The organism is Micromonospora siamensis, assembly GCF_900090305.1.
In the GTDB taxonomy this organism is placed as follows: Bacteria; Actinomycetota; Actinomycetes; order Mycobacteriales; family Micromonosporaceae; genus Micromonospora; species Micromonospora siamensis.
Map to the genome: position 1 here is coordinate 751,641 of NZ_LT607751.1, position 13,612 is coordinate 765,252.

11 protein-coding genes are annotated in these 13,612 nt (G+C 74.0%); 6 read left to right on the forward strand and 5 right to left on the reverse strand.

Translation table 11 applies throughout. The features are described 5' to 3' along the window. Position 1 precedes the first annotated feature (1 nt). The 3 genes from GA0074704_RS03470 to GA0074704_RS03480 are packed head-to-tail and all read right to left on the reverse strand — an operon-like array spanning position 2 to position 4,787. Positions 2–1,210 (reverse strand): hypothetical protein, encoded by a 1,209-nt coding sequence (locus GA0074704_RS03470; protein WP_088973420.1) that lies wholly within the window; start codon positions 1,208–1,210, stop codon positions 2–4. Between the two features lie 56 nt (positions 1,211–1,266). Beyond that, positions 1,267–2,931: a GTPase gene (locus tag GA0074704_RS03475; RefSeq protein ID WP_088973421.1), complete on the reverse strand. Its 1,665-nt coding sequence runs from the start codon at positions 2,929–2,931 to the stop codon at positions 1,267–1,269. 17 nt (positions 2,932–2,948) lie between these two features. Then, entirely contained in the window at positions 2,949–4,787 is a 1,839-nt protein-coding gene (locus GA0074704_RS03480; RefSeq protein ID WP_088969154.1) for a GTPase family protein, read from the reverse strand. Positions 4,788–4,995: 208 nt separating this feature from the next. On the opposite strand from GA0074704_RS03480, the gene dnaK reads away from it, so the two are divergent. The 5 genes from dnaK (at position 4,996) to GA0074704_RS03505 (ending at position 10,029) form a co-directional block, all read left to right on the forward strand. Next, entirely contained in the window at positions 4,996–6,858 is a 1,863-nt protein-coding gene (gene dnaK / locus GA0074704_RS03485; protein WP_088969155.1) for a molecular chaperone DnaK, read from the forward strand. Between the two features lie 47 nt (positions 6,859–6,905). After that, on the forward strand, positions 6,906–7,670 hold the full coding sequence (grpE, locus tag GA0074704_RS03490; RefSeq protein WP_088969156.1) for a nucleotide exchange factor GrpE: 765 nt from the start codon (positions 6,906–6,908) through the stop codon (positions 7,668–7,670). A gap of 85 nt (positions 7,671–7,755) precedes the next feature. Then, positions 7,756–8,946, forward strand: coding sequence for a molecular chaperone DnaJ (dnaJ, locus tag GA0074704_RS03495; protein ID WP_088969157.1), 1,191 nt, complete (start codon positions 7,756–7,758; stop codon positions 8,944–8,946). Positions 8,947–8,977: 31 nt separating this feature from the next. After that, a complete protein-coding gene (locus tag GA0074704_RS03500; protein WP_088973422.1) occupies positions 8,978–9,421 on the forward strand; it encodes a heat shock protein transcriptional repressor HspR in 444 nt (147 codons plus the stop codon). A 398-nt stretch (positions 9,422–9,819) separates the two neighbouring features. Continuing rightward, positions 9,820–10,029, forward strand: a complete 210-nt coding sequence (locus tag GA0074704_RS03505) for a hypothetical protein (protein WP_088969158.1) — start codon at positions 9,820–9,822, stop codon at positions 10,027–10,029. 88 nt (positions 10,030–10,117) lie between these two features. Here the strand turns inward: GA0074704_RS03505 and GA0074704_RS03510 are convergent, their stop codons facing one another. Beyond that, the gene (locus GA0074704_RS03510; RefSeq protein WP_088969159.1) at positions 10,118–12,280 is read right to left on the reverse strand and encodes an MMPL family transporter; all 2,163 of its coding nucleotides are present in this window, start codon (positions 12,278–12,280) and stop codon (positions 10,118–10,120) included. A 74-nt stretch (positions 12,281–12,354) separates the two neighbouring features. Here GA0074704_RS03510 and GA0074704_RS03515 point away from each other — a divergent pair, with 74 nt between their 5' ends. Then, positions 12,355–12,996, forward strand: coding sequence for a TetR/AcrR family transcriptional regulator (locus GA0074704_RS03515; protein WP_088969160.1), 642 nt, complete (start codon positions 12,355–12,357; stop codon positions 12,994–12,996). A 27-nt stretch (positions 12,997–13,023) separates the two neighbouring features. Here the strand turns inward: GA0074704_RS03515 and GA0074704_RS03520 are convergent, their stop codons facing one another. Further along, positions 13,024–13,455 (reverse strand): hypothetical protein, encoded by a 432-nt coding sequence (locus GA0074704_RS03520; protein ID WP_088969161.1) that lies wholly within the window; start codon positions 13,453–13,455, stop codon positions 13,024–13,026. Between the last annotated feature and the right edge of the window lie 157 nt (positions 13,456–13,612).

The window sequence follows — 13,612 nt, forward strand, 5'->3', positions numbered from 1 at the left end:
GTCAGGTGTCGGTGAGGCGGTCCCGGTTGGCCTCGATCCAGGCGTCCAGGGCGGCCGGGTCGTCCGGGTCGACGCCGTCGGCCATCAGCTGGGCCACCGCCGCGGTGGCGGGGCTGCGCCGCTCGCCGGTGCTGTAGAGGCGGGCGAACTCTCCGACCAGCTCCTCGATCACCCGGTCGGTCTCGGCGGCGGCCCGCTCGGGCAGGCCCCGCTGCCGGGCCGCGTACGCCACCCAACCGCGCAGCACCCGGGGCAGCATCGCCGCGTCGTCCATGTCCAGCACGGCCCGCCGGTGCACCCAGTCCAGCAGGAACAGCTCGGCGACCATCGGGCTCCACCGCATCGGGTCCCCGTCGGGGAAGCTGGCCGCGTGGTCCAGCAGCAGGCTGAGGCAGAAGTGCAGCGAGGCCAGGTCGTCGCCGGTGATGGTGTCCAGCCCGAAGCGGGCCGCCTCGGGTGAGGCGAGGAAGGCGCGTACCAGCGCGGTGCGGTCCACCTCCGGCGGCGTGGGCGGGGTCGCCGCCGCGCCGGCGGGCAGCACGGCCAGCCGGGCCCCGGCCAGCGACCGGTCGGTGCCGAGCGAACCCTCGGCGGGCAGTTCACCGAGGTCGTCGGTGATCGCCAGGTACCGGGTCACCTCGGCCCGCATCCGGGCCGGGTCCTCCTCCCGGAACCAGGTCAGCTCGTCGGCGGTGCACAGGTCACGGGCCTGCTCCACCACCCGGCCGGCGGGGCCGCCGACGAAGATGTCCTTGGTGATGCCGATGTTGTGGTCGACCAGTGCGACCAGGGCGTGTTCCGGTCCGCCGGCCTCCTCGTCGTCGTACGCGAAGGTGGCCAGGTAGGAGGTCTGGTCGCCGTACACGTCGCCGTAGCACCAGGCGCCGGTGAGCCGGACCCGGCCGAGCTGGCCGGCCCAGGCGGGCGCCGCCGCGCCGGGGCGGACCTTGGCGGTCCCCTCGGCGTCGGGGACCAGTGCGGCGAAGACCGAGCGGATGGTGGTGGCGGCGGCGCTGCGCCGGCGTGCGGTGGCGGACAGGAAGCCGGCGACGAACTCGCGTACGGCGGTCTCCCGGTCGGTCTCCGCGATCGCGTAGATGCTGCCGAGCAGCGCCGTGCCGAGCATCTCCGCGTCGAAGGCGCAGTCGAGCCTGGTCACGTCGCGGGCGGCATGCAGCACCGCCTCGTAGGGGGTCTGTGGCGAGGCCATGGCACCGACCCTACGCCGGGTGCCGGCCGGCAGCCGGATCCGCGACGCCGCCACGCTCAGCGACGGGCCGCCTCCCGCAGCGCCTCCCGGGCCCGGCCGTAGCGGGCCAGCACCGCGCGGACCGGGTCGAGCACGTGCTCCTCGCCCACGGTGGCGACCGCGCCGGTGAGCCGCTTCTCCGCCCGCCGCCGGGCCCGCCCGGCCGCCCAGCCGATCACCGGCCGGGCCAGCGCCGCCACCAGCAGCCCGGCCAGCAGGCCGCCGAGCAGCAGCACGGTCGGCAGGGGCACCTCGCCGACCCGCGGATAGTCCAGGGCCGGCAGGCCCAGGGCGCGCAGCGCGTAGCCCGCCGCCAGCCAGAGCAGGCCGGCCAGCGCGGCCAGGGTCACCAGCCACTGGAGGCCGCCGACCAGCCGCCACCACACCGGGCGGCGGTCCATGCCCAGGTCGGTGCCCGCCACCGCGCGGTCCAGCGCGTCCGGCAGGTCGCCGAGGCGGGACCGGGCCGCGGTGGTCACCGCGCCCGGCCACGGCGCCGGCAGGCCGGCGGAGGAACGGTCGGCCACCGACCGGATCGCCAGCCCCAGCGCCGAGCGCTGGGCCGCGGTCGGATCGGGTACGGAGGTGGCGGCGACCAGGCTCTCCTCCGGCGCGTCGGCCCCGGCGGCCGGTCCGGGCAGGTGCAGCCGGCGCAGCGGATCCGGTCGCAGCTTGCGCCACGCCCGCACCAGCGGCCAGCCGGTCGACCCGACGGCCCGGTGCCGGTACGCGCCCCGCACCGCGTCGGCGACCGCCGGCACCCCGGCCGCCCCGGCCAGCGCCCGGGTCAGCTCCCGGCCGGCGGCCTCGTCCGGCCCGGTGGCCGGCGCGTCGGCGGAGACCAGTTCGTCCAGCCCGGCGACCACCGTGTCGACGTCGCCGGAGAGCCGGCGCAACGCCGCCTGGCGTTCGGCGACCGTACGCTCCAGCGCCTCCCGCAGCGCGGTCAACCCGGCCGGGTCGACGGCCACGGTGGCGTGCAGCGGCACCCCGGCCAGCCCGTCGGCGTCGAGCAGCCGGCGCAGGTCGTCCAGGACCCGGGGCAGCTCGGCCGGCGGGAGCCGGTCGGCCTGGTTGAGCACGACCAGGGTGACGTCCTTGTGCCGGTGGAACTCACGCAGGTAGCTGGTGTGGATCACCCGGTCGGCGTACTTCTGCGGGTCGACCACCCAGACCACCAGGTCGACCAGGCCGAGCAGCCGGTCCACCTCCAGCCGGTGGGACCGCTGCACCGAGTCGAAGTCGGGCAGGTCGAGCAGGACCAGCCCGTGCAGGTCGGTCTCGTCGTCGGCGTCCAGCGCGCTCTCCCGTACGAACCGGTGCCGGGGCAGCACCCCCACCCAGTCGAGCAGCCGGTTGGCGCCGTCCAGTTGACCCCAGACGCAGGCGTGCGCCACGCCGGTGGTCGGGCGGCGGACGCCCACCGGGGAGAGGTCCAGCCGGGCCAGGGCGTTGAACAGGCTCGACTTGCCGCTGCCGGTGGCCCCGGCGAGCGCCACCACGGTGTGGTCGCGGGAGAGCTCCAGCCGGGTGCCGGCCCGCTCGACGACGGTGTGCGCGGCGACGAGCTGCGCGTCGGGCACCTGGCCGTCGACGGCGTCGAGGAACCGGCGTACCGCGGCGAGGCGGTCGACCAGGGCGTCCGCGTCGACCCGCTGGTCGCCCCGGATCGCCTCGCGCATCCGGCCGACGAAGTTGGTCACCGGTCCTCACCCTCGTACGCGGTCGCTCCGGGCAGGATGGGGCCGCCGGGGCGACTCAGCCCGCTGCGGTGCCGGGCCACCTCGACCCGGCCGGCGGCGCGGCGCAGCGCGTCACCGGTGTCGGCGGCGGGCCGGGCGTCGGCGGTCCGGGCGAGGAAGCGCTCGGCCTCGGAGTCGAGCAGGCCGCGTACCCGGTCGAGCAGGTCCTCACGGGCCTTGGCGGCCAGGTTGCGGACGGCCTGGTCGCCGAAGATGGCCTGGAGCACCGCCTGCGCGGCGACGGTGGTGCCGGCGCCGGTGGCCACCTCCAGCCCGGTCGGGATGAACGCGGTGGAGGCGAAGACCGCGATCATGACGGCCAGCCCGGTGGCGTTGACCGCGTACGCGGCGGTGCGGGCCACGAAGCGCCGGTCGCCGCCCTCGACCCGGACCAGCTCCAGCACCCCGCGCTGCCAGTCCCGGACCAGCCGTTCGGCCCGCGCCGGCAGGTCCTCGGCGGCGTGCGCCAGTGGGGGGTCGAGCAGCGCGGCGCCCGCCGGATGCGCCTTCCACCCGGTGTACGCGTTCTCGGCGGCCTCGGCGGCGACCCCGCGCAGCAGGGTCACCAGCTGCGACTCGATGGCGGTGGAGAGCTCGGCGGCGGGTGCGGGACGGCCGGTCACCGCGGCGAGCAGCCGGTCCCGGAGCCGGCCGATCCGGGCCTCCAGGGTGCGGAACAGCTCGCCGGTGCCGACGAACTCCTGCCAGCGGGCGAGCACCTCGCCGCGGAGCAGTCGCCCGTCGGAGAGCCCCTGCTCGACGGTGCGGTGCGCCCCCCGGTACGCCGCCCGGACCCGCTCGTCGAGCGCGTCGGCGGTGGCCACCTGCTCCTCGGCGGCGTCGGCCAGCCCGTCGACCTGCGGGTGCAGCGCGCCGAGCGCGCCGTCGAGGGTCTGCCGGACCACCGCGGAGCGGGCGTCGGCGTCCGCGGCGAGCCGGGCGAACCAGGAGGCCAGCGGGGCGGTGACCTTGTCGGGGAGCAGCCCCTGCCCGTCCACCCAGGTCTCGGGGAGGACGAAGAGCGGCGCCGAGCCGAGATCCTGGGCGGCGAGCATCTCCTGGAGGTGGGCGGCGATCTCGTCGGCCGCCTCCGGGGGCACCCGGTCGAGCACCATGGCGATCACCGCGCCCCGGGCCCGGGCGCTGCGCAGCAGCTCCCACGGGACGGCGTCGGCGTACCGGGCGGCGGTGGTGACGAAGAGCCAGAGGTCGGCGGCGGCCAGCAGTTGGCCGGCGAGCGCCCGGTTGGCGTCGACCACGGAGTCGATGTCGGGGGCGTCGAGGAAGGCCAGCCCGGCCGGGAGCGCGGGCGCGGTGACCAGGTGCAGGGTGCCCGGGTCCTCGCTGGGCTCGTTGGTGCGGGTGAGGCCGGGCAGCAGCTCGCCCTGGCGGAACCAGCCGGAGTCGGCCGGGTTGCAGACCAGCACCGGGGAGCGGGTGGTCGGGCGGAGCACCCCCGACGCGCTGACCCGGGCCTGGACGAGGCTGTTGACCAGGGTGGACTTGCCGGCGCCGGTGGAGCCGCCGACCACCACCAGCAGCGGCGCGTCGAGCCGGGCCAGCCGGGGCAGCAGATAGTCGTCGAGTTGGTCGGTCAGGGTGCCGGCGGTGTGCCGGGCGGGCTCCGCCGAGGGCAGGGCCAGCGGGAAGCGTGCCGCGTCGATCGCCGCCCGCAGGCCGGTCAGCGCGGCGGGCAGGCCCTCACCGGGCGGTGCCTCGCCGCCCTCCGACGGGCCGGTACGGGCGGCGACGGCGGGAGCGCTCGGTGCGGTGGCGGGATCGCCGTGCGTCGTCACCGCTAAAGCGTGCCCGACCGACGCAAGGGAAGACAACCGGAGGGTAATAACGGTCGGGTTGCGTCGGGTCCGCTCAACCTCGACTTGCGGTTTGGCGATGGCGTGGCACTATTGAGTCAAGTTCACTCAACTTGTGGTGCGGTCGCGGACAGTGACCCGCCGGGCAGGCCCTCTGACCTGCCCAACCTTACGAAGCGAGGAAGCGAAGATGGCACGTGCGGTCGGTATCGACCTCGGCACGACGAACTCCTGCGTCAGCGTTCTCGAGGGCGGTGAGCCCACCGTCATCGCCAACGCTGAGGGCTCGCGGACGACCCCGTCGATCGTCGCGTTCGCCCGTAACGGCGAGGTGCTCGTCGGTGAGGTCGCCAAGCGCCAGGCGGTGACCAACCCGGACCGGACCATCCGCTCGGTCAAGCGGGAGATCGGCACCAACTGGTCCGTCGACATCGACGGCAAGAAGTACACCCCGCAGGAGATCTCGGCGCGCACGCTGATGAAGCTCAAGCGGGACGCCGAGGCCTACCTGGGCGAGCAGATCACCGACGCGGTGATCACCGTCCCGGCGTACTTCAACGACGGGCAGCGTCAGGCCACCAAGGAGGCCGGTGAGATCGCCGGCTTCAACGTGCTGCGGATCGTCAACGAGCCGACCGCGGCCGCCCTGGCGTACGGCCTGGACAAGGGTTCCAAGGAGCAGACCGTCCTGGTCTTCGACCTGGGTGGCGGCACCTTCGACGTCTCCCTGCTGGAGCTCGCCGAGGGCGTCGTCGAGGTCAAGTCGACCTCCGGTGACAACCACCTCGGTGGTGACGACTGGGACCAGCGGATCATCGACCACCTGGTGAAGACCTTCCGGGGCGAGCACGGCATCGACCTGGCCCAGGACAAGATGGCGCTCCAGCGCCTGCGCGAGGCGGCCGAGAAGGCCAAGATCGAGCTGTCGGCGGCCACCACCACCAACATCAACCTGCCGTACATCACGGCTGGCGCGGCGGGCCCGCTGCACCTCGACGTGACGCTGAGCCGCGCCGAGTTCCAGCGGATGACGCAGGACCTGCTGGATCGCTGCAAGGGCCCGTTCGAGCAGGCCGTGAAGGACGCCGGGATCAAGGTCTCCGACGTCGACCACGTCATCATGGTCGGTGGCTCCACCCGGATGCCGGCCGTGACCGACCTGGTCAAGCAGCTCACCGGCCGTGACCCGAACAAGGGCGTCAACCCGGACGAGGTCGTCGCCGTCGGCGCCGCCCTCCAGGCCGGCGTGCTCAAGGGTGAGGTCAAGGACGTCCTGCTGCTCGACGTGACCCCGCTGAGCCTGGGCATCGAGACCAAGGGCGGCATCTTCACCAAGCTGATCGAGCGCAACACCACCATCCCGACCAAGCGCTCCGAGGTCTTCACCACGGCCGACGACAACCAGCCGTCGGTGCTGATCCAGGTGTTCCAGGGCGAGCGGGAGATCGCGGCCTACAACAAGAAGCTCGGCACCTTCGAGCTGACCGGCCTCCCGCCCGCGCCGCGCGGCGTGCCGCAGATCGAGGTCACGTTCGACATCGACGCCAACGGCATCGTGAACGTGCACGCCAAGGACCTGGGCACCGGCAAGGAGCAGAAGATGACGATCACCGGCGGCTCCTCGCTGCCGAAGGACGACATCGAGCGGATGCGCCGGGACGCCGAGGAGCACGCCGACGAGGACAAGCGTCGCCGGGACGAGGCGGAGACCCGCAACGTCGCCGAGGCGCTCCAGTGGCAGACCGAGAAGTTCCTCGCCGAGAGCGGCGACAAGCTGCCCGCCGAGAACCGCGAGCAGCTCAACGAGGCCCTCGGCGAGCTGCGTGGCGCCCTCGGTGGCCAGGACATCGAGGCCATCAAGTCGGCCCACGAGCGGCTCGCGCAGGTCTCCCAGCAGGCCGGTTCGCTGCTCTACTCCCAGCAGCAGGGCGAGCCGGGCGAGCCGGGCGCCCCGGGCGCGGCCGGTCCGGGCGCGGGTGCGACCGGTGGCCCGCAGGCCGGCGGCCCGGACGACGTGGTGGACGCGGAGATCGTCGACGAGGACAAGAAGTGACGGTCCGCCCCGCACCCCACACCACGGCAGAGGGATGAGGTAGCCGCATGACGGAGAAGCCACGAGCCGCCGACCCGGGCGCCACCGGGTCGGCGCCGGGTGGCTCCGCGACCGCCGGGAAGTCCTCCGGCGAGGAGCGGGTCGTCATCCGCAACAACCGCAAGATCGGCAAGGCCGAGGAGGCGCCCGCCGCCGCCGACGCCGGGACGGACGTCCCGGCCGAGGGCCTGGTCGAGGAGGGCGAGATCGTGGTCGACGAGATCGAGATCGAGGCCGACTCGGTGGACGGGCCGACCCCGGCCGGTCCGCCGGTGGTGGACGCTCCGGCCCAGCCGGCCCAGCCGGCCCAGCCGGCCGACGGCGGCGGTTCGCCGCTCGGCGCCGAGCTGGAGGCGCTCCGCGATCAGCTGGACGAGCGGACCCGGGACGTGCAGCGGGTGTCGGCGGAGTACGCCAACTACCGCAAGCGGGTGGACCGGGACCGGGGCGTGGTCCAGGAGCAGGCGACCGGCTCGGTGCTCGCCGCGCTGCTGCCGATCCTCGACGACCTGGACCGGGCCCGGGAACACGGCGACCTGGTCGGGCCGTTCGGCACGGTGGCCGAGCAGCTGGTCACCGCCCTCGGCAAGTTCGGGCTCACCCCCTTCGGTGAGCAGGGCGACCCGTTCGACCCGACCCGGCACGAGGCGGTCGCGCACCAGACGTCCGCCGACGTGACCGAGCCGACCTGCGTACAGATCATGCGCCGGGGCTATCTGCTCGGCGAGCGGCTGCTGCGACCCGCGCTGGTCGCGGTGGCCGATCCGGAATAGTGGCCGACCGTGTCCTGGTCGCCCCGGCCGCCGCCCGACGGTGGCCGGGGCGGCCGGGGCACGTCACTCGGAAGGGGGTGGACCGGTGAGTTCCAAGGACTGGCTCGAGAAGGACTACTACGCCGTGCTGGGCGTGGAGAAGTCCGCCTCCTCGGACGAGATCAAGAAGTCGTACCGGAAGCTGGCCCGGCAGTCGCACCCGGACCACAACCCCGGTGACCCGAAGGCCGAGGAGCGGTTCAAGGCCGTCTCCGAGGCGTACGCGGTGCTCGGCGACGACAAGAAGCGCCGCGAGTACGACGAGATGCGCTCGCTGTTCGGCTCGGGCGCTTTCCGTCGCAACGCCCGCGCCGGTGGCCAGCCGGGCGGCGGTGTGCCGTTCGACGTCTCCGACCTGTTCGGCGGCGCTGCCGCCGGTGGCGACACCCGGTTCGGCGGCGGCGGCTTCACCGACCTGTTCAGCACCATCTTCTCCGGAGGTGGTGGCGCCGGTGGCCCGGCCCGTCCCCGCGGTCCGGCCCGCGGGCGGGACGTCGAGGCGGAGGTCGCGCTCGACTTCGGCGACGCCGTACGCGGTGTCACGCTGCCGTTGACGCTGCGCGCTCCCGGGGTCTGCGACACCTGCCACGGCAACGGCGCGAAGCCGGGCACCCAGCCGGTGACCTGCCCGGTCTGCCACGGGGCCGGCGTGACGAACCGCAACCAGGGGTCCTTCAGCTTCTCCGAGCCGTGCCGCAACTGTCAGGGCGTCGGCACGATCGTGGAGGAGAAGTGCCCGGAGTGCCACGGCACCGGCGGGGTCACCAAGACCCGCACGCTGAACGTCCGGGTGCCCGCCGGGGTGGCCGACGGACAGCGGATCCGGCTGGCCGGGCGGGGTGAGCCGGGCGACCGGGGCGGCCCGGCCGGCGACCTCTTCGTGCACGTCAAGGTTCGCCCGGACGAGCTGTTCGGACGCACCGGGGACGACCTGACCCTCAACGTGCCGATCACGTTCACCGAGGCGGTGCTCGGCACCGACCTGCGGGTGCCCACCCTCGACGGCGCGGTGACCCTCCGGGTTCCGCCGGGTACCCCGTCGGGTCGGGTGCTGCGGGCCCGGGGCAAGGGTGTCGTCCGCCGCGACGGGCAGGCCGGTGACCTGCTGGTCACCCTCGACGTCGTGGTCCCCGCGAAGGTGTCGGACGAGGCCCGTGCGGCGTTGGAGACGTTCGCCGAGCAGAGCCCGCCGGCTGCCCGGGAACATCTCGACGCTCGGGTGCGTCGATTCAGTTGACCCCACGGCGGTACGTGCGGAGGTGAGCGGGATGTCGAGCGAGTACGTCGGTTCGGATGACCCTGCGTACGAGGCCAAGGTGTTGATGATCTCGGTCGCGGCACGGATGGCCGGGATGCATCCGCAGACGTTGCGCCAGTACGACCGGCTCGGCCTGGTGCAGGCCGGCCGGGCCACCGGCGGTGGCCGCCGGTACAGCGTCCGGGACGTGGTGCTGCTGCGCGAGGTGCAGCGGCTCAGCCAGGACGAGGGGGTCAACCTCGCCGGGGTCAAGCGGATCATCGGCCTGGAGCGCCTGCTGGAGCAGGCACAGCAGCGGGTGGCCCGGCTGGAGGCGGAGCTGGATGCCGCGTACCGGCGGATCGCCGAGCTGGAGTCCGGGCTGGGCGGCTTCCCGCGCGGCGACCTGGTGCCGACCTCGCGCACCTCGACGGCGCTGGTCGTCTGGCGCCCCCGCCGCAACCCCGAACGCTGACCACGCCCGACCCCTGCTCAGCTCCGCTCATCTCCACGAACGGCGGTGTCCCCCACCCGGGGGCACCGCCGTTCGCCGCATCCTGGCCCTTCCCAGGTACGGGGCGGGCACGGGTTGCCACGACCGAAGCGCTCGGTGGAACGCCATGCGTGTCGCCGGCCCGTTTTGACACCCACCACGTTCCACCGACGCGCTGATCGGCTCGAACGTCCCCTGCGCCCGCAGAGCAGGTCGACAAGCCGTCGACGTGGCGAGCCGGGCCGAAACAGTCGGCAAGCTCGACGACCACCGGAAGACCCGAGGTTCTCCGGGGATCGCCTGCGCCGGATCTGGCTCCTCCGCTAGCCTCAGAATCAGGTCCAACCAACTCAATCCGGACTCCAATGGCAGGGGGAGCCATGGCGGAATCGGCGAAGAAGGTTGCCCAGCAGGCGGAGGACCGGCTCGAGAAGGTGGCCGAGAACGTCCGGGAGAGATTCGACCGGGTCACCGAGGGTCGCTTCACCGACCGGATCAAGAACGGCAGGTTCGCCGACCAGGTCGACCACGGTATCGACCAGGGGCGAAACGAGGCGAGACGCCGCGACCAGGGCGGATCGGAACGCTGACGATCCGCCGACGTGCGGGCCGGGACCCACGGGGGGTCCCGGCCCGTTCGCCGTCCGGGGACGTGCGGGCCGAGACGCGGTGACGTCGTCAGGGGGTCCCGACCCGCGCACTGTCCAGGCCGGCGGACACCAGGTCACGGGATCGGGCGGTGGTCGGGTGCGCCGGCCACCAGGCGTGGTGGCCCAGCATGCCGAGCAACGCCGGGGCCAGCACCGTACGGATCAGGGTGGCGTCGACCAGGACGGCTGCGGCGAGACCGACACCGATCATCTTGACCAGCGTGTCGTCGATGGCCACGAAGCTGACGAACACCGCCGCCATGATGGTTGCCGCCGCCGTGATCACCCGTCCGGTGCCGGCCAGCCCGTTCGCCACCGCCCGGTGGGGGTCGCCGGTGCGGTCGTACTCCTCGCGGACCGACGAGAGCAGGAACACCTCGTAGTCCATCGAGAGTCCGAACAGGATCGCGAAGAGCAGCATCGGCACCACGGACATGATCGGCACGGGATGGTCCACGCCGATGAGCGACAGCCCCCAGCCCCACTGGAAGACGGCCACGAGCACGCCGTAGGCCGCGCCGATCGAGAGCAGCGCCAGCAGGGCGGCCTTGAGCGCGATCAGCGGTGCCCGGAACATCGCCACCAGCAGCAGCCCGGCGGCGACGACCACGCCGAGCACCACCCACGGCAGCCGGCCGGCGACCGCGTCGGCCATGTCGATCATGTACGCGGTCTGGCCGCCGACGGCCACCGCGGCGCCGTCGGGGCTCAGCGTCGCCGGCCCGACGGTACGCCGGATCCGGTGCACCAGGTCGCTGACCTCGGGGTCCTGTGGTGCGTGCCGGGGCACCACGGTCAGCAGCGCCAGCGTGCCGTCGGGGCTGCGTACCGGCGGGGTGGTCAGGGCCACCTCGGGGTCGGCGGTGAGGGCCGTGGTCAGCCGGTCTAGGGCGGGGTCGGCGGGGCGTTGCACGGCCAGCACCAGCGGGGCGTTCCAGCCCGCGCCCAGCTCGTCCCGCACCGTCTCGTACGCCTGCCGTTGCGGCCAGCCGGCCGGCTGGTTGCCGTCGTCGGGAGTACCGAGACGCAGGCTGAGCAGCGGGGCCGCCAGTCCCAGCAGCACCACGGCGGCGGCCGCCGCGTACGCCAGCCGGTGCCGGTCCAGGTGTCGGCCCCACCGCGCCCAGCCGGACCGCGCACCGGTCGCCCCGTGACCGGCCGGTGCGCGCAGAACGGGGAGCCGCCAGCGGTCGACCCGGTGGCCGAGGAGGCCGAGCAGGGCCGGCAGCAGGGTGAGCGCGGCGAGCATCATCGCGGTGACGGTCAGCGCGGCGGCCAGGCCCATCGCGCCGACGAACGGGATGCCGGTGAAGAGCAGGCCGAGGATGGCCACCACGACGGTCGCCCCGGCGAAGAGCACGGCGTGCCCGGCGCCGGCCACCGCCCGGCCGGCGGCGTCGACGGGCGACAGTCCGTCGGCGAGGTGGGCGCGGTGCCGGATGACGATGAAGAGCGCGTAGTCGATGCCGGCGCCGAGGCCGAGCATCACCGCGACGATCGGCGCGGAACTGGGGATGTCGGTGAGCGCGGCGGCGAGCAGCACCAGCCCGGTGCCGGTGACCAGCCCGACCAGCGCGACCACCAGCGGCAGCCCGGCGGCCACCACCGAACCGATGGCGAGGATCAGCACCAGCAGCGCGACGCCGGCGCCGACCGCCTCGGCGGGGCCGGTCTCCGGCTCGAACGCGACGTCGATGACGAGGCCGCGGAAGCTGGTCTCGATCCCCCGGTCGCGGGTGGCCGTCGCCGCCGCGTCCAGCCGCTGGTACGCCCCCGCGCCCAGCTCGCCGGCCTGCTGCGCGTACCGGACGGTGCCGATGGCGGTGCGCCCGTCGGGGCTGACCACTCCCGCGCCGGCGAGCGGGTCGTCGACTCCGGTCACCTGGGGCTGGTGCCGGATCTCCGCGATCATCGCCTCGACGGCGGCCCGTCGGTCGGGTGCCCGCAGGTCACCGTCGGGGCTGTGCCAGACGATCTCGGCGCTGGCCGCTCCGTACCCGGGAAAGGCGGCGCGGGCCAGGTCGGCCGCGCGCTGCGACTCGGCGCCGGGGATGCGGAAGTCGTTGGCGAAGCCGCCGCCGGCCGCCTGCCCGAGGCCGAGCAGGGCGACCGCGGCCAGCAGCCAGCCGGCGAGGGTGCGCCAGGGGTGGCCGGCGGTGGCCCGGCCGACCCGGTCCAGGAAGGTTTCCATGCCTCCACGATAAGTGCACTGACTGCAAAATTGCAATGAGTGAAGGTAAGCATGGAGTGCAGTAACCTGGCGCGATGACGTCCGGGCAGGGACTGCGGGAGCGGAAGAAGGAGCGCACGCGGCAGGCGCTGATCAGCGCCGCCCTCGAACTCTTCGCCGAGCGCGGGTACGACCAGACGACCGTGGCCGACATCGCGGCCGGCGCGGAGGTCTCCACGCGCACCTTCTTCAGCTACTTCCCGAGCAAGGAGGAGATCCTCTTCGCCGACACCGAGGAGCGGCTGGCCCTGGCCTTCCAGGTCATCGACGACCGTGGTCCGGACGACGAGCCGGTGGAGCTGCTGGTCCGGGCGATCGGCCGGGTCTTCGACCAGGCGGAACGGTTCGGGCACGAGTTCCTCCGGGCCGCGCCGGTACGACTGCGGCTGGTCCTCTCCGTGCCGGCCGTGCAGGGGATGGCGCTGCAACGGCTGCTCTCCGCGCAGCAGCGGCTCGCCGCCCACCTGCACGAGGCCTTCCCGGACCGGCTGGACCGGATCCAGGCCGCGGCGATGGTCGGCTCGCTGATCGGTGCGGTGATGAACGCGATGATGACCCTGGTCGGCGAGGTGGACCGGGTCGAGGAGCTGTTCGGGGGCCCGCCGGAGCCGATCCTCGCCGAACTGCGCCGGGCCGTACGCGTGGCGGTCGCCGGCCTGGACGCCACCGCCGGCTGAGCGGCCGGCGCGGGCCCTGCGGCGCGATCAGCCGATCCTGCGGTTCTCCCGGACCAGGCCGCCCTCGCACCAGTCCCGGTAGGCGAAGAGCTGCGGTCGGGCCAGCAGCACCCGGCTGTTGTGCGCCCAGGTCCGCATCGGTTCGTCGCCGGAGCGCTCGGCCTGCTCGACCAGCTTGCGGAAGCGGCGCTTCGGGTGGGCCCGGAAGTTCGTCCGGATGCCGTCGGCGGCGTAGATGTAGAGGCAGTGCAGCGCGAACCGGCGGGCCGGGCAGGCCGGGTCCATCGCCAGGTCGAAGAGGGTGAGCACCAGGTGGTCGCCGGCGACCAGCAGGTCCCAGTCCGGCGGCATCGAGGCCAGCGGGACCGAGTCGGGTTGGTATGCCCACGACCGCAACTCCGCCGGCGACGGGTCGACGGGGTTGGCGAAGCCGTGGAACGTCGACTCCTGCACGGTCAACCGGCCAACCTTCCGCGTTCGCCCGCGGGGGGCACCCGCCACCCGCGAGCCCTGCCTGCTGGGGCGACACGGTAGCGCGCCGCTGGCCTGCGGCGGAAGCCCCTGACCGGGAGTTCTTCCCCACCGGATGCGCCGGGGCGGGTCGACCGGACGGCCG